Below are 16,835 nucleotides of genomic sequence, written 5' to 3'. Positions count from 1 at the left end.
CCAACCTCAACGGGTGAGCAATTGATGGTTCACCGAGCTGAGGGCACCGTGTTCGGAATAACGACGTGAAATACGCTCGAGACGTGTCGCACTCGACAGCCAAAGCGCTTCGATGTTGAAGGGCTGATGGGGATCAATCTGGGCAGGCGCCACAAAGGCTCCTCCATCCGGCAAAAAGATCCAGCGATCAAGATCGCCTGCGGCAAAACAGATGTTGTCCCCTGGAGAAGGGTGGTCGCAACGCCAGTCGCCAATCAGCTGATCTGGCTCCAGGGGTGGACGTTCCAGGGCTGAACTTCCGGCGAGGAACTCACGGATCAGCACAATCCGATCCAATTGCCCCGCACCATCCCAAAGCAGCACCAAGCGATGACGGCGTTGCTCATGCAAGAACCCGAACTCGGCATAGAGCTTGGTCCAGGTGGAGCGGTGCAGCGTCCCCCTTGAAAAACTACCGGTGCCGAAGACCCCCATGTCGGGATCCAGCCGCGTGAAGCATTGAACAATCCGCTTTTCAGGCTCGCCGGTAGGCGGTTGATGGGGAGAACTCGATCCCGCTCCCTCAGGCCAGAGCAGCAGAGTCAGATTCAGTGGCACACCGGAGGGAGCCGGTTTAAGCGTGAGCAGGGAGGGCTGACGCTTGGTGCGTTGAAGCGTCCGGTCCAGGCTGTCGAACCAGCCGCGCCACTCACCAACGTTGCGCTGCAGGTGCTCCCATTCGCCCACGTTCAGCCCAATCCCGATCGAGGCCTGAGGTTAGGCAGAGCCCCGACCAAGACGAGAACAACAACGCGGTCCAACAGAACCACTGCGAAGCACAGACAACAAAAATCCCCACCCGGCGAACCGGATGGGGACGTTTGAAACGAGGAACGACTCGTCGCGGGTTAATTCAGGAAGGAATCAACCGAATTTCCCTGAAGTCGAGGCAATCAGGAAGGCGGCGTACGTCAGGACATAGCCAACCGTGAAGTGAGCCAAGCCGACGACACGGGCCTGAACGATGGACAGTGCCACAGGCTTGTCGCGGTAACCCATCATGTTGGCGATGGGGCTGCGCTGGTGAGCCCAGACGATGGTCTCGATCAGTTCCTGCCAGTAACCCCGCCAGGAGATCAGGAACATGAAGCCGGTGGCCCAAACCAGGTGTCCGAAGAGGAACATCCAAGCCCAGACGGCGAGGTTGTTGCTGCCGAAAGGGTTGTAGCCGTTGATCAACTGGGAGGAGTTGAGCCACAGGTAGTCGCGGAACCAGCCCATCAGGTAGGTGCTGGATTCGTTGAACTGGGCCACGTTGCCGGACCAGATGGCCAGGTGCTTCCAGTGCCAGTAGAAGGTCAGCCAACCCACGGTGTTCAGAGCCCAGAAGACAGCCAGATAGAAGGCGTCCCAGGCAGAGATGTCGCAGGTGCCGCCACGGCCGGGGCCGTCGCAGGGGAAGGAGTAGCCGAAGTCCTTCTTGTCGGGCATCAGCTTTGAGCCGCGGGCATCCAGGGCACCCTTCACAAGGATCAGGGTGGTGGTGTGCAGACCCAGAGCAATGGCGTGGTGAACCAGGAAGTCACCAGGGCCGATGGGCAGGAACACATCGGTGTTGCCATTGATCGCGTCCAGCCAGTAGTGCTCACCAGGAATGTTCTGGGCAGCAAGGCTGGCGGAGCTGGAGGCGTTGGAGAGCAGCACGTCCATTCCGTACATGGCCTTACCAGAGGCGGCCTGAACGAACTGGGCGAACACGGGCTCAACCAGGATCTGCTTCTCGGGGGTACCGAAGGCAACGACCACATCGTTGTGGACGTAGAGGCCGAGGGTGTGGAAACCAAGGAACAGGGACACCCAGCTCAGGTGGCTGATGATCGCTTCCTTGTGCTCGAGCATCCGAGCCAGGACGTTGTCCTTGTTGGCTTCGGGGTCGTAGTCACGGATGAAGAAGATCGCACCGTGGGCGAAGGCACCACACATCAGCGCGATGGCGATGTACTGGTGGTGGGTGTACAGGGCTGCCTGAGTCGTGTAGTCCTTCGCGATGAAGGCATACGACGGCATCGAGTACATGTGCTGCGCCACGAGGCTGGTGACCACGCCGAGGGAGGCGAGAGCCAGACCAAGCTGGAAGTGCAGGCTGTTGTTGATGGTGTCGTAGAGACCCTTGTGGCCAGCGCCTAGGTCACCAGGGGTGCCCTTCGGGGGGTTGTGGGTTTCGAGGATCTCCTTGATGGAGTGACCGATACCGAAGTTGGTCCGGTACATGTGGCCGGCGATCACGAAAAGGCAACCGATGGCCAGGTGGTGGTGGGCGATGTCCGTCAGCCAGAGAGCTTCTGTCTGAGGGTGGAAGCCACCGAGGAAGGTGAGGATGGCGGTGCCGGCACCTTCGGAACTACCGAAGACCTGATTCAGAGAATCGGGGTTTTCGGCGTACACACCCCAGTTACCTGTGAAGAAGGGTCCAAGACCGGCGGGGTGAGGCAGAACGTTGAGGAAGTTGTCCCAACCAACGTGCTGACCGCGGGCTTCGGGGATCGCAACGTGAACCAGGTGACCGGTCCAGGCGATGGAGCTGAAGCCGAAGAGGACAGCGAGGTGGTGGTTCAGACGCGATTCAGCGTTTTTGAACCAGGCCAGGGAAGGACGGAACTTGGGCTGCAGGTGCAACCAGCCGGCGAAGAGGGCCCAAGCCGACAGGATCATCATGAAGATGGAACCCTGGTACAGCTCGGCATTCGTCTTCATGCCGATTGTGTAGAACCAGTGATAAAGGCCTGAGTAGGCGATGTTCACCGGGGAGGAAGCACCCGCTTGGGTGAAGGCGTCAATGGCGCCTTGACCGAAGTGGGGATCCCAGATTGCGTGAGCGATGGGGCGCACGTGCAGGGGGTCGGCGACCCACTGCTCGAAGTTGCCCTGCCAGGCGATGTGGAACAGGTTTCCCGAAACCCACAGGCCGATGATCGCGAGGTGACCGAAATGGGTGGAGAAGAGCTTCTGGTAGAGGCGCTCCTCCGTCATTCCGTCATGGCTCTCGAAGTCGTGAGCCGTGGCGATCCCGTACCAAATACGGCGGGTTGTCGGGTCCTGGGCCAGACCCTGGCTGAACGAAGGGAATTTCGTTGCCATTAGAGGGAGAGGTCAGGTGAGGTCAGCCGACCACAAGAATGTGGGCGTGGAAGAAGGCCCACGTGGTCGCAATTCCGCCCAAGAGGTAATGGGCAACACCCACGGCACGGCCTTGGATGATGGAAAGAGCACGGGGCTGGATGGCGGGAGCCACCTTCAGCTTGTTGTGAGCCCAGACGATGGACTCGATCAGTTCCTGCCAGTAGCCGCGGCCACTGAAGAGGAACATCAGGCTGAAGGCGAACACGAAGTGGGCGCCGAGGAACATGATTCCGTAGGCGGCCGTGTTCGAGCCATAGCTGTTGATCACCTGAACGGCCTGAGCCCACAGGAAGTCACGCAGCCAGCCATTGATGGTGATGGCGCTTTGAGCAAAGTTGCCGTTGGTGATGTGCGCGACGGAACCGTCGGCATTCACCGTTCCCCAGATGTCGCTCTGCATCTTCCAAGAGAAGTGGAAGATCACAACAGACAGGGAGTTGTACATCCAGAACAGGCCCAGGAACACGTGGTCCCAAGCGGAGACCTGGCAAGTACCACCACGACCAGGGCCGTCGCAGGAGAAGCGGAAGCCCAGGTTGGCCTTATCAGGGATGAGGCGGGAGCTACGGGCATACAGGACACCCTTCAGCAGGATCAGCACCGTCACGTGAATCGTGAAGGCGTGGATGTGGTGAACCATGAAGTCGGCGGTGCCGAGCGGCATGGGGGCAGCGGCAACCTTGCCGCCGACGGCGACAACGGAACCGTTGAACACTTCACTCACACCCGCGAGGGCGTTGGGAGCCGTGCTGCCGGCTGCTGCGGCGTGCACGTTCTGAATCCACTGAGCAAAGATCGGCTGAATGGAGATTGCCGAATCGCTGAACATGTCCTGGGGACGACCCAGGGCACGCATGGTGTCGTTGTGGATGTACAGGCCGAAGCTGTGGGCTCCAAGCCAGATGCAGACCCAGTTGAGGTGACTGATGATGGCGTCGCGAGCCTTGAGCACCCGATCCAGCACGTTGTCGATGTGCTTGGCGGGGTCGTAATCGCGAACCATGGCGATGGCGGCGTGAGCGCCGGCACCAACGATGAGGAAACCCCCGATCCAGATGTGATGGGTGAAGAGCCCGATCTGGGTGGGGTAATCGATCGCTTGGTACGGATACGGAGGCATCGCGTACATGTGCTGAGCAACGATGATGCTCACTGAACCGCCGATGGCGAGGTTGACCGCCAGCTGGGCATGCCAGGAATTGGTCATGAAGTCGTAAAGACCGTCGTGACCATTGGTGGCAGGGAACAGCAGGGGATCACCCTTCTGACCTTCGTGGATCTCCTTGATGGAGTGACCGATGCCCCAGTTGGTCCGGTACATGTGACCGGCAACGATGAACATCACGGCAATCGCCACATGGTGGTGGGCGATGTCGGTCATCCAGAGGCTTCCCGTTACAGGATTCAAACCACCCTTGAAGGTGAGGAAATCGCTGTAGGCAGCCCAGTCGCCGGAGAAGAAGGCGCCGACACCAGCACTGAAGCCGGGATAGAGCTGCGCCAGCAGGTCCTGATTGAAGAACTCGTGGGGCAGCGGAATGTCTGCAGCCGAAGCGATGGTCTTGCCATTCAGCACCAGCGGTTGGCCGGCATCGATGGCATCCATCAACTTGGTGACAGGGGCAGACACGTGGATGACGTGACCAGCCCAGGACAGTGAACCGAGACCCAGCAGACCTGCCAGGTGGTGGTTCAGCATCGACTCAACGTTTTGGAACCACTCCAGCTTCGGCGCAGCCTTGTGGTAGTGGAAAACACCGGCGTTGAGCATGAGGCCGGCCATCACCAGGGCACCGATGGCCAGAGCCATGAGCTGGGTTTCGCTGGTGATGCCCCAGGCCCGCCACATCTGGAAGAGGCCTGAGGTGATTTGGATGCCTTGGAAACCGGCACCCATGTCGCCGTTGAGGACTTCTTGGCCGAAGACGGCCCAGACCTGCTGGGCGCTTGGCTTCACATGGGTGGGGTCAGCAAGCCAACCGGAATAGTTGGAGAAGCGGGCGCCATGGAAGAAGGCACCGCTGAGCCAGATGAAGATGACGGCCAAGTGGCCGAAATGAGCGGAGAAGATCCGCCGAGAGACCTCTTGAAGGTCGCTCGTGTGAGCGTCGAAGTCGTGAGCGTTGGCGTGAAGGTTCCAAACCCAGGTGGTGGTTTTGGGACCTTTCGCGAGAGCTCGGTCGAAGTGTCCGGGCTTACCGAACAGCTCGAAGGTTGCTGGATTGTCAACCTTCTCGACCTGGCTTTTCGCGTCACTCCCACGCTCAGGTGGGCTGATGGTCATCGAGTCGTTCCTCGAGGGACGGGTTTCGAGGTGGTGGGCCACCCCTCCGAAGGGCCGAAGCCAATCGGGGCCCCGAACAAGGATTCGCAAGGAATCGGCGTTCGGGCGTCAGTACTGCAAAGGGGTCGAAACCCCTTGCCTGCACTGAAGCTGGGGCCCCAAAGAGGGGACCGCTGGCGGAAGCATAGGGGCGGAGAAGGGGGTTAAAGGGCCCTGAGTTACAAAGGTTCAATCCCGTGGCGAGCCAGTCAGCGACAGGCGTCTGCAGAAGGCTGAGAATCAGCGAAACAACAAAGATCCCAGGCAGTAAGCAATACAATTTCACGCATATTTCCTTCCTAAATAACTAAAACTCTGACAGTGAAGGGCGGATTGTTCAGAATGATCGGATCTGTTCATGCCCGATGCGTCGCCCTGGCCTGAAGTCGATATGGGCTGTTCTGCTGGCAGCAGTGCTGCTTCTTGGTGCCGGCTTACCTGTTCATGCGCGCCCTGGATTCTTCAATCGCGATGCAGGGTCCGCTGCCAAACCGCTGCCGAGTTCAGCCCCCAGCGGGAAACTCCAGGAAGTGGCTCCCCCAGGGGCAGTGCAACAGCTGCGCCAGAAGCTGCAACAGCACCGCCCCTCCCTGCGGCTGATCGATCCAAGCGACGACAGCATCGTTTCTTCTGACGCCCTTGAGCTGCGTTTCGAAATCGACGACTGGCCCCTCAGCAGCGACCCCGAATTGGGCCTGGGGCCCCATGTGGTGCTCCAAATCGACAACCGCGCTCCCCTACGACTGAGCAAAAGCGATGGAAACGGCCTGAAGGTCCGCATCGATGACCTGGAGGCGGGCAGTCACCGGTTCAGCGCCTGGGCTGCTTACCCCTGGGGAGAAGCCGTTCAAGCACCGGGAGCCTCAGTCCAGGGACACGTGCACCTCTGGCAAAAACTGCAGGGCACACAACCCGAACGTGATGCCCCCTGGCTGGTCCCTGTCTCACCAGCCGGAGAGCAGGGCCTGCAACCCCTGTTGGTGGATTGGCTGATCTGGAATGCTCCGCTGCAAAACCTGCGGGAGGGCGATGGCCGCTGGCGACTCCGCATCAGCATTGATGGGGACAGCTTTTTGGTTGATCACCAGGAAGCCCTTTGGCTCAAAGGATCGAACGGCTCAGGCAGCCATGACATTCAGATGGAACTGCTGAATGGGCTGGGCGAGCCAATTACACCTGTCTTCAACAATCAGCTGATTCATCTGAAAGCCGCATCCGGTGCCAAGCCGGGCTGGATGCGCCCACGCCTCACCGAAAGCCAGCTCGCGCGCCTGAGCGGCTCCCCTGAGCCTGATGTTCTGGAGGTGGTCGAATCCTCGCCAGAGCCTCTTCAAAAGACTGAGGAGAAACAACAGGAGAAGACAGAACAGCCCCGAGACCTTCCTCAGGCTGAGCTCAAAGCCGTGGCCGGCGTCAAGGACGAGGTTGAAACCAAGGCTGAGGCCACCCCCCAGCCCGCGGCACCAGAGGAAAACGAAGAGCAGGAGTCTGAGCCGGCCCTTGTTGCCCAGCCGCTTGCTGAACAGCCACGTGCTGAACAGCCACCTGCTGAACAGCCATCCAAATCAGAAGCTGATCGGCCCACTCCTGCCCCTCCTGCCCAGGAAAAGCAAGCGAAGCCTCAGCAGCCAGCCGACCAGGAACCCAAACTGAAGCCAAGCAGCAGCCTGGGAGGATCAGCTCGTGAGTTGCTCAACAGCGATGGGCGCTTGCGCAAGCCCTGATCCGGATTTCCTGCCCTGAACCCCACATCTGCCGCTCCCGCTCTGGGCCTAGGACTGAGCCCCAGCGCCATGCCGCTGTTGGAGCGTTTGCTGCTGCGCGGCCACATCGACCGGATCAAGCCAGCCGATCAAGACATCAGCACCGCCCTTGATGGGCACTGGACGGCAGAGAACGTCGTGTTGTTCGTCGGCGCCGTGGGAGCAGTGACGCGCCTGATTGCAGCTCGGATCCGAGGCAAGGAGAAGGATCCGGCCGTTCTGGTGCTTGACCCGAAAGGAGAATTCATCATTCCGCTGTTGGGAGGCCATTCCGCAGGGGCCGAACAACGCGCCCGGGAAATTGCCATGGATCTCGGCGGGCAGGCGGTGATCACGGGCGCCTGTGCACATGAAGGACGTCTCCCCCTGGATGCTTTTGGCGAGGGCTGGGGCTGGAAACGCAGCGGATCGGTGGCCCATTGGCGCGATCTGATGGTGCGGCAATCCCAGGGATCCAGCATCAGCGTTCACCAGAGCAGTGGATCCACCGCATGGCGAGGCCCTGAAGGCCATCCCTTGCTGCAAAACATCGATCCCAAAGGGGTGCCAGACGCCGCTGATCTCGTGATCGGAGCGCGCCGTCAGGGTGATTGCCAGTGGCATCCAGGAACGCTCTGGATCGGCATCGGCTGTGAGCGCAACACCAGTGTTTCACTGGTGGAGAAGGCCATTGCCGAGGCCCTGGGAACAGCAGGACTGGCGGAAGAGGCGATCGCCGGCATCGCCAGCGCAGCGCGGAAATCCGATGAACCGGCCCTGCAAGAGCTAAGCCGCACCAGGGCATGGCCGTTCCGAACCTTTGCGGAGCATGCCCTTGCATCCATCGACGTGCCCAATCCCTCCGAAGTGGTGCGCCAGGAAATGGGGACCGCGTCGGTGGCTGAAGCAGCGGCCTTGCTGGCTGCGGGCGAACAAGGCCATCTGATCCAGCCCAAGCGAATCAGCCGTCCGTCAACAGGGGAACAGGGTGCCGTGACGGTGGCCATTGCCGAGGCAGCCCTCCCCTATGCGCCAGAGAGGGGCGAGCTGCATCTGGTGGGGAGCGGTCCAGGGGATCTGTCCCTGCTCAGCGGAGACGCCAAAGCGGCCCTCTCCCGTTGCTGCGCCTGGGTTGGCTACAGCCTCTACCTCGATCTTCTGGAGCCCCTGCGCCGGCCGGATCAGGTCCGATTCGATGGCCAGCTCACCCGGGAATGGGACCGCTGTACCGAAGCGCTGCGCTTGGCCCAACAAGGGGCCAAGGTTGCTCTGATCTCCTCCGGCGACAGCGGCATCTACGGCATGGCGGGATTGGCTCTGGAGCTGCTGCTTCAGCAACCCGAGCAGGAGCGGCCCAGCTTCGCGGTGCATCCAGGCATTTCAGCCTTCCAGCTGGCCGCCGCCCGGGCCGGGGCACCCCTGATGCATGACTTCTGCTGCGTGAGCCTCAGCGATCGCCTAACGCCATGGGTCGTGATCGAAAAGCGACTGGAGGCCGCCGCCGCTGGAGATTTTGTGCTCGCTCTGTACAACCCACGCTCCAAGGGCCGGGACTGGCAGCTGGGACACGCCAAGGAAATCCTGCTGAAACACCGCCCCCCCACAACCCCGGTGACGCTGGCTCGGCAGCTGGGCCGCGCAGAGGAATCCCGTGAGCTCACGAGCCTTGAGCGCTTGAAGCCGGAATCCGTGGACATGCTCACGCTGGTTCTGATCGGGAACAGCAGCAGCCGTGCAGAGGATGGCTGGATGGTGACGCCGCGGGGCTACCCCGGGGCGAGTCTCCAATGAGCGCCAAGTCTTTTTCGGCCTAGCTCAGGCCTCCATCAAGACCAGGCAGTGCCATGCAAACCAAGAATCGGGATGACAGGATTCGAACCTGCGGCCCCTTCGTCCCGAACGAAGTGCGCTACCAAACTGCGCCACATCCCGGCTCTGCAATCTTAAAAGATCGCAGCGAAGCGAAATTCAGGCAGATCTCAGCAGCGACTAGGGTCATGGATTGAAGATGCTTCGCCGTGCTCAAGCCGGAGTGGTTGCGCGTTAAGGCTCCGCAGCGCGAGCGAATCGGCGCTGTGGCCGACCTGCTGCTGGACTTGAACCTGAACACGGTCTGCCAGGAGGCGAGCTGCCCCAACATCGGCGAATGCTTTGCAGGCGGCACCGCCACGTTTTTGATCATGGGGCCCGGCTGCACCCGCGCCTGCCCCTACTGCGACATCGACTTCGACAAGAGCGTGCGCGAGCTCGATCCCACCGAGCCGCAACGGCTTGGGGAGGCAGTGGCCCGTCTGGGCCTGAAGCACGTGGTGATCACCTCAGTGAACCGCGACGATCTCGCCGATGGTGGAGCGTCCCAGTTCGTGGCCTGCATAGAACAGGTGAAGCAACGCTCACCGCTCACCACGATTGAGCTGCTGATCCCCGACTTCTGCGGCAACTGGGATGCCCTGGCAACGGTGATGGCCGCCGCCCCCCACGTGCTGAACCACAACATTGAAACGGTGCCGCGGATGTACCGCCTGGCGCGGCCCCAGGGCATCTATGAACGCTCCCTCGAGCTGCTGCAACGGGTGCGGGACCAATGGCCCAAGGCTTACAGCAAGTCGGGCCTGATGGTGGGGCTCGGGGAAACCGATGAAGAGGTAATCGAGACGCTCCGGGATCTGCGCAAACACAAGGTCGACATCGTCACCATCGGTCAGTACCTCTCACCTGGCCCCAAGCACTTGGCCGTCGACCGCTTTGTCACCCCGGAGCAATTCGAGACCTACAGAACAGTGGGAGAAAAGGAGCTGGGCTTCCTCCAGGTGGTCAGCACACCACTCACCCGCAGCAGCTACCACGCCGGCGAAGTACAACGGCTCATGGCCAGCCATCCCCGCTGACGGGGATCCATTCCTGCACCTGCCAGTCCACGAGGCCATCGCGGATCATCGGGTCGTTCTGGACCCACGCCAGGGCATCGGCATAGGACGACGCTTCAAAGATCAACAAACCCCCGCCACCCGGACGCCGATCGCCATCCACCAGGTAACCGCTGCGTAGACGGCGGCCTGCTGCAGCTTCCTCTGAAACCCAATGGCGGTGAGCCTCCAGGGTGGGTCGCCTCTGCTCAACGGAGAGAGCGGCGGCGACGGCCGTGAAGGTTTCGGTCTTGACGAACCAGGCCACGGACTGGGGTCGGCGCTAGGCCGCCACAGCCTGCTTATCGGCCAATCCCATCGCCTCCCGCTCACTGGGGGGGACCAACACCTTGAAGCGACCCTTCGCCGCAGACCAATCGGCCAGGAGAGCAGCAGCTTTCTCACTTCCCGTAAGCGCCACATGCCGTTCCAGCAGACCCTTCAGCAGCGACTCCTGCTCATGGGTGGTGATGGTGCAGACCTCCACAATCTCCGGGTTCACCCGAGGAGCGACACGCCCCTCCTCATCCAGCAGGAAGGTCACACCACCGGTCATGCCAGCGCCGACATTGCGGCCGGTGCTGCCGAGAACGACGACGACACCACCGGTCATGTACTCACAGCAGTGGTCACCAGCTCCCTCAACAACCGTGCGGGCACCGCTGTTGCGAACACCAAAGCGCTCGCCAGCCCGGCCATGGGCAAACAACTCACCTCCGGTGGCCCCGTAGAGGCAGGTGTTGCCGAGGATCACCTGATCCCCTGGAGAGGCACAACCGTCTGATGGCACAAGAGTGATGCAACCACTGTTCATGCCCTTGCCCACGTAGTCGTTGGCCTCGCCTTCCAGACGAACCTGCATGCCCTGCACCATGAAGGCCCCGAAGCTCTGGCCTGCGGCACCCCGGAAGGTGAGATCGAGCTGTCCTTTGAAGCCTCGATTGCCATGGCGCTGGGCGATTTCACCGGCCAGACGGGCACAGACACTGCGATCGGTGTTGATGATCTCAATGCTGCGGCTGATGGAAGCGTGGCTGTCCAGGGCAGCCATCAGCTCAGCGTCAGCCAGGAGCTGATCCTCAAGGATCGGTCCATTGCCATGGGCCTGGTCGCTGTGGCGCAGCCAGGAGCGGTCTTCGGCGCCGCTGATCGGAGCCAGCAGGCTGGAGAGATCCACACCCTTGGTCTTCGCCAGATCAACCGAGCGAGCCTGGAGCAGATCGGTGCGACCGATCAGCTCCTCGAGGCGGGTGACGCCGAGCAGGCTCATCAGCTGACGCACTTCCTCGGCGACGTACCAGAAGAAATTGACGACGTGCTCAGGAATGCCGGTGAAGCGCTTGCGCAGGTTCTCCTTCTGCGTGGCCACACCCACAGGGCAGTTGTTGGTGTGACAAACGCGAGCCATGACGCAGCCCTCGGCGATCATCGCGATCGAGCCGAAGCCGTATTCCTCCGCCCCCAACAGGGCAGCGATCACCACATCCCAGCCTGTTTTCAGGCCTCCATCGGCGCGCAGCAAAACCCGATCGCGCAGACCGTTCTCCACCAGGGAACGATGCACCTCGGTGAGGCCCAGTTCCCAGGGACTGCCGGCGTGCTTGATCGAACTCAGGGGAGAGGCACCGGTGCCACCGTCGTGACCAGAGATCTGGATCACATCGGCGTTCGCCTTGGCCACACCCGCAGCGATGGTGCCAATGCCGATCTCGGCCACCAGCTTCACGCTCACGGGAGCAGCGGGATGCACCTGATGCAGGTCATGGATCAACTGCGCCAGGTCTTCAATCGAATAGATGTCGTGGTGTGGCGGCGGTGAAATCAAGGCCACACCTGGCTTGCTGTTGCGCAACCAGGCGATGTACTTGTCGACCTTGGGCCCTGGCAGCTGACCGCCTTCACCGGGCTTGGCGCCCTGGGCCACCTTGATCTCGAGCTGCTTGCCGCTGCGCAGGTATTCCGCTGTCACACCGAAACGACCTGAAGCCACCTGTTTGATTGCCGAGCAGGCGGTGTCCCCATTGCGCAAACCACCAATGCTGGGGAATGAGGCCGAACGGCCCTCGCCATCCACATCATTGAGGATCTGGAAACGAGCAGGGTCTTCACCGCCTTCACCGCTGTTGCTCTTGCCGCCGATGCGATTCATCGCCACGGCCAACACTTCATGGGCTTCGCGGGACAAAGCGCCCAAGCTCATGCCGCCCGTGCAGAAGCGGGTGCAGATGCTCTCGACGCTCTCCACCTGATCCAGTGGCACTGGGGTGGGAGCCAACTTGAACTCCAGCAGGTCCCGCAGGGCCATCACCGGGCGGTTCTCCAGCAAGGCCTGGTAAGTGGAGAAATGGTCGTAACCAGGGCCCTGAGCCACCGCCTTGTGCAGCGCCTTCGAGAGCTCGGGATTGTTGCGGTGGTACTCAGCACCACTGCGGTACTGAACAAAGCCCATGAATTCGAGCTTGCTGCGGTTGAGCTCAGGGAAAGCCTTGGCGTGCATCGAGAGCGTTTCGTTCGCCAGCTCGGCCAGCGTCATGCCGGCAACACGGCTGGTCGTTCCGGTGAAGGCGGTCTCCACCACATCCGCTCCCAGGCCGATCGCTTCAAAGATCTGAGCGCCGTGGTAGCTGGCCAGCAATGAAATTCCGATCTTGGAGAGGATCTTGCGCAGGCCGTTCTCCAGTGACTCACGAACGTTGGCCTGGGCTTGATTGGCATCCAGGGCGGGCAACTTGCCCTGTTCGATCCGCTTCTTGGTTTTGGGGTGATCCAGCCAGTGGCGGGTGGTCTCCCAGGTGAGCCAGGGGCAGACGGCACTGGCGCCGTAACCGATCAGGCAGGCCATGTGATGGGTGCTCCAGCACTGGGCCGTATCCACCACCAGAGAGCACTGCAGCCGCAGCTTCTGGCGCAGCAGATGGTGATGAACAGCACCCACGGCCAGCAAGGCAGGCATCGCCACCGTGGTGGGGGTCAGCGGGGCAGCCGCCCCCGTGCCATCGACCCGGTCGGACAGCACCAGAACTTGGGCTCCGTCACGCACCGCCTGTTCCGCAACGCTGCACAGCGCCGCGATGGCCTGTTGCAGGCCTCCCGCACACGACTCCACAGCCACCTGGGTGGAGACCGTCTTGACGGGCAAACCCTGCTCACTGATGGCCGCCAGTTCCGCCTCGTTCAAAACGGGCGTCTCCAGATGGATGACGGAGGCAGCTTCCGGCTGGGGCTTCAGGGCGGGCCGGCGCTCACCCAGATGCATCTCCAGACTCATCACCAGCTTTTCCCGAAGGGGATCGATCGGAGGGTTGGTGACCTGGGCGAAACGCTGCTTGAAATAGTCGTAAAGCAGGTGGGGCTTGTCGGAGAGAACCGCCAGGGGGATGTCATCGCCCATGCAGTAGGTCGGCTCCTTGCCGAGGGCAGCCATGTCCTCGATGATCAGATCAAAGTCTTCGGCGGTGAACCCCATCGCGGTCTGCAACCGCAGCAGATCGAGTTCGCCCACCTGCCGGTCCTGGGTCCAGGGCTGGGGGGCCACGCCGCGGCGATGCTTCTGCAGCCAATCGGCATAAGGGAAGCGCTGCGCCGCGTCTTCCTTCACCGACCAGTTGTCGAGCAACTCGCCGCGTTCAAGATCGACGGCCACCATCTGACCCGGGCCAAGACGACCTTTCTGAACAATCGTCTTGCCGCTGAGATCCACCACGCCGGTCTCCGATCCCATGATCACGAAGCCGTCAGCGGTGGTGCACCAACGCGCCGGACGCAGCCCATTGCGATCGAGCGTTGCACCCACGCGCTTGCCGTCGGCGAACACCAACAGGGCCGGGCCGTCCCAGGGTTCCTGAATGCCCGCATTGAATTCGTACATCGCCGTCACATCGGGACGGCTATCGAGATCAGGCTGATTGCGAAACGCTTCGGGCACCAGTGTGATCAGGCTGTCGGTGATCGACCGCCCACTGCGCACCATCAATTCCAGAGTGGCGTCCAGGTTGGCGGAATCGCTGAAGGCAGGGTTCACCACCGGAATCAGGTCATCAGCCGCCTCACCCCAGACGTTCTCGAGGCTGGCTTCTGAAGCCTTGGCCCAGTTGAGGTTGCCCAGCAGCGTGTTGATTTCGCCGTTGTGCCCCAGAAGCCGCATCGGCTGAGCCAGGGGCCAACGCGGCAGGGTGTTGGTGCTGAAACGGCGGTGATACACCGCAAAGCTCACCTCAAATCGTGGGTCCTGCAGGTCGGCGTAGAACTGCGCCAGCACCTCGGATCGCACCATTCCCTTGTAAACAACCGTCCGGCTGCTCAGGGAGGCGACATAAACGTCCTGGGCCACCTCAGCACCCAGAGCGGCCCGCACACGGGCACCGATACGGCGCCGCAACCGCAGCAGCTGGCCATCAAAGCTTGCGTCGTCGGCATCACCATTCAGCACCCACTGCTCGATCACGGGGGCTGTGGCACGAGCCAAAGGCCCGAGAACCGCAGGGTCGACAGGCACCGTTCGCCACCCCAGAGGCTGCAAGCCAAGGGCTTTGGCCTCTTCATCACACAGGCCCCGAACCTCAGCACGACGGCTGGCATCGGTCGGCATGAACATCATGCCGAGGCCCCATGCTGCAGCCGCCTCGGGCCAGACGGCTTTCAGATACGACCATGGAATTTCACACAACACACCCGCGCCGTCTCCGGAGTCGCCATCTCCCCCGCAACCGCCACGGTGCTCCATGCATCCCAGACCACGCAGGGCCTGCTCCAGCACCCAGTGACTGGCCTGCCCCTGGAGCTGAGCCAGGAAACCAACGCCACACGCATCCTTCTCGCCCGAAACAACCTCGGGTGCAGGGCTGTCGCAGTAAGGCCAGACAGCGGAACGGATGGCGTCAGACATAGGGAACTCAACCGGACGATCGCATGGGCCTGCAGCTTCGAGCTCTGCAGAATCCATCTCGAGGGACGATCCTAGGCAGGCGCCTCTCCGCCAAGGCATTTCATGCTGGCCTTTGCCCCACTTCCCGCGCCACCGCCTGAGCTTCGCCCAGTGCCGAACCAGAGCGGTGAGGAGGTGCTGATCGGGAGAGAGCGCAGCAAAGCGGTTTGGCTCTGGCGGGGCAGCGACGCAAACCCGGAAGAACTGTGGCTGCCCTTGGAGGTTCTGGAATCCCGTCTGGGTTTCCGGCGGGTGTCTCGCCTCGATGGAGAGGCACTGGAATGGTTTGGTCGAACGGTCGCATTGACCGCATTGGCGACCCGTTCACTCGGTGATGAAGTCGGCCTCGAAGTGAGCGACTGGCTGGCCGCCACTGGCGTCAGCGCCCAAGTGAGAGGAAACACCTTGGAGCTTCGGCTGCCCCTACCAAAGGTGAACAACCTGCGCCGCGGCAAGGGTTCAACAGCCGATCGGTTGGTGCTGGACCTGAACGGTCCCGCCCTGGTGCAGCGCTTGAACGGCGACCTTTTGCTGGAGCTCAAGCTGTCGCGGACCCAGCAACGTCAACTCAAGGCATGGGGGCTCTCGCCACAGCTGCATCGCCACGGCGGCCTTGTGCTGAAGGGACAAGCCACCAAGCTGAGGAGCCTGAGCCTGGCGTCCCCTTGGCGGGTGGTGCTGGATGGTGTGCAGACCGGTGGTCGCCGTCCGGTCCAGCGCGCACGTCTCCCCCTCCGCAACCCAGCCGTAGCCGAATGGCTGAGGCGGGGCTTCGTCCTGGAGCAACGCACCATCAAGGTGGGGGTGAAACCCATTCAGGTGTTCCGTGCCGGCGGACGGCTGAGCCGTCTCGGCATCACCCTTCAGCCTCTGGTCAAAGCCGAGCAGCAACAGGGTCTGCGTTTTCTGCCTCAGCTCTCCCAACCCGCCGGGGCACTGGTCGCAGTGAACGGAGGCTTTTTCAACCGGATCAACCAACTCCCCTTGGGGGCCGTGCGGCATCAGGGGGTCTGGCTGTCCGGTCCGATCCTGAACCGCGGTGTGATCGCTTGGGGATCCTCAGGGGATCTGCAGTTCGGCCGGCTGCGTCTGAATCAGACGCTGCAGGTGAACAACGGTCGCCGTTGGAGCCTCATGGCTCTCAACAGCGGCTACGTCCAGAAGGGGCTGAGCCTCTACACACCTGCATGGGGGCCCCGCTACCGGGCCCTTAGCGGCGAGGAGGAAGCACTGTTGATTCGCGGCGGCCGCGTCGAAGCAACGGTCGACAAGAACAGCCTGCAACGCGGCATCGCCATCCCCAAAGACGCTGAATTGGTGGTGGCCCGGGGACGCACGCCGCTGCCAGCACGGCCTGGTGATCGAATCCAGGTGACAGAAAGATCACTCTCCCCCCTCGCGCAACAACCCAATGTTCTGGGCGGCGGTCCACTGCTGATGCAAAACGGCCACGTGGTGCTGAATGGACGTCAGGAGGGATTCAGCCCTGGCTTCATGAGCTTGGCGGCACCAAGAACGGTGGTGGCCCAGGGGCCGAGCGGTCAGTGGCTGATGACCTTGCGTGGCGCTGCCGGCAGTGATCCCACCCTTGTGGAAACAGCCCTGGCAGCCCAGCAACTGGGGCTGCGCGATGCCTTGAACATGGATGGCGGCAGCTCCACCACCCTCGTGGTGGCCGGACGCACCGTGATGAATGGCCGAAGCAGCACCCCGAGAGTCCACAACGGCCTGGGGCTCATCCCCCTCTGAGACCTGCGACAGTGGGGGCCCCGAAGAACTGA

9 protein-coding genes and 1 tRNA gene are annotated in these 16,835 nt (G+C 62.0%); 4 read left to right on the top strand and 6 right to left on the bottom strand.

The window, feature by feature from the left end:
• Nucleotides 1–6 precede the first annotated feature (6 nt).
• The 3 genes from SynRS9902_RS01630 to psaA all read right to left on the bottom strand — a co-directional run bounded on the left by SynRS9902_RS01630 (nucleotide 7) and on the right by psaA (nucleotide 5,443).
• Nucleotides 7–726, bottom strand: coding sequence for a DUF3598 family protein (locus tag SynRS9902_RS01630; protein ID WP_255446170.1), 720 nt, complete (start codon nucleotides 724–726; stop codon nucleotides 7–9).
• Between the two features lie 177 nt (nucleotides 727–903).
• Entirely contained in the window at nucleotides 904–3,117 is a 2,214-nt protein-coding gene (psaB, locus tag SynRS9902_RS01625; RefSeq protein ID WP_114987216.1) for a photosystem I core protein PsaB, read from the bottom strand.
• 22 nt (nucleotides 3,118–3,139) lie between these two features.
• Entirely contained in the window at nucleotides 3,140–5,443 is a 2,304-nt protein-coding gene (gene psaA, locus SynRS9902_RS01620) for a photosystem I core protein PsaA (RefSeq protein ID WP_186510478.1), read from the bottom strand.
• 404 nt (nucleotides 5,444–5,847) lie between these two features.
• On the opposite strand from psaA, the gene SynRS9902_RS01615 reads away from it, so the two are divergent.
• Both SynRS9902_RS01615 and cobJ read left to right on the top strand, forming a co-directional pair.
• Nucleotides 5,848–7,206, top strand: a complete 1,359-nt coding sequence (locus tag SynRS9902_RS01615; RefSeq protein ID WP_186509743.1) for a hypothetical protein — start codon at nucleotides 5,848–5,850, stop codon at nucleotides 7,204–7,206.
• A gap of 69 nt (nucleotides 7,207–7,275) precedes the next feature.
• Nucleotides 7,276–9,015, top strand: a complete 1,740-nt coding sequence (gene cobJ, locus SynRS9902_RS01610; protein ID WP_186509742.1) for a precorrin-3B C(17)-methyltransferase — start codon at nucleotides 7,276–7,278, stop codon at nucleotides 9,013–9,015.
• 67 nt (nucleotides 9,016–9,082) lie between these two features.
• Here cobJ and SynRS9902_RS01605 read toward each other — a convergent pair.
• Nucleotides 9,083–9,156 (bottom strand) — tRNA-Pro (locus tag SynRS9902_RS01605).
• A gap of 86 nt (nucleotides 9,157–9,242) precedes the next feature.
• On the opposite strand from SynRS9902_RS01605, the gene lipA reads away from it, so the two are divergent.
• Complete coding sequence (gene lipA, locus SynRS9902_RS01600; RefSeq protein WP_114987206.1) at nucleotides 9,243–10,112, top strand: lipoyl synthase; 870 nt, start codon at nucleotides 9,243–9,245, stop codon at nucleotides 10,110–10,112.
• On the opposite strand, the gene SynRS9902_RS01595 is transcribed toward lipA, so the two are convergent.
• Together SynRS9902_RS01595 and gltB are read right to left on the bottom strand one after the other, a co-directional pair.
• Nucleotides 10,090–10,398, bottom strand: a complete 309-nt coding sequence (locus SynRS9902_RS01595) for a YciI family protein (RefSeq protein ID WP_114987204.1) — start codon at nucleotides 10,396–10,398, stop codon at nucleotides 10,090–10,092. The two genes, lipA and SynRS9902_RS01595, sit on opposite strands and share 23 nt — an antisense overlap.
• 15 nt (nucleotides 10,399–10,413) lie before the next feature.
• Nucleotides 10,414–15,015 carry a glutamate synthase large subunit gene (gene gltB / locus SynRS9902_RS01590; RefSeq protein ID WP_186509741.1) on the bottom strand — a complete coding sequence of 1,534 codons (4,602 nt, stop codon included), beginning with the start codon at nucleotides 15,013–15,015 and terminating at the stop codon, nucleotides 10,414–10,416.
• A gap of 102 nt (nucleotides 15,016–15,117) precedes the next feature.
• On the opposite strand from gltB, the gene SynRS9902_RS01585 reads away from it, so the two are divergent.
• A complete protein-coding gene (locus tag SynRS9902_RS01585) occupies nucleotides 15,118–16,803 on the top strand; it encodes a phosphodiester glycosidase family protein (protein WP_186509740.1) in 1,686 nt (561 codons plus the stop codon).
• The last annotated feature ends 32 nt before the right edge of the window (nucleotides 16,804–16,835 follow it).

This window comes from Synechococcus sp. RS9902, from assembly GCF_014279635.1.
Lineage (GTDB): Bacteria > Cyanobacteriota > Cyanobacteriia > PCC-6307 > Cyanobiaceae > Parasynechococcus.
The sequence above is the reverse complement of the archived record's forward strand: the minus strand, read 5'-3'. Positions and strand labels throughout refer to the sequence as shown.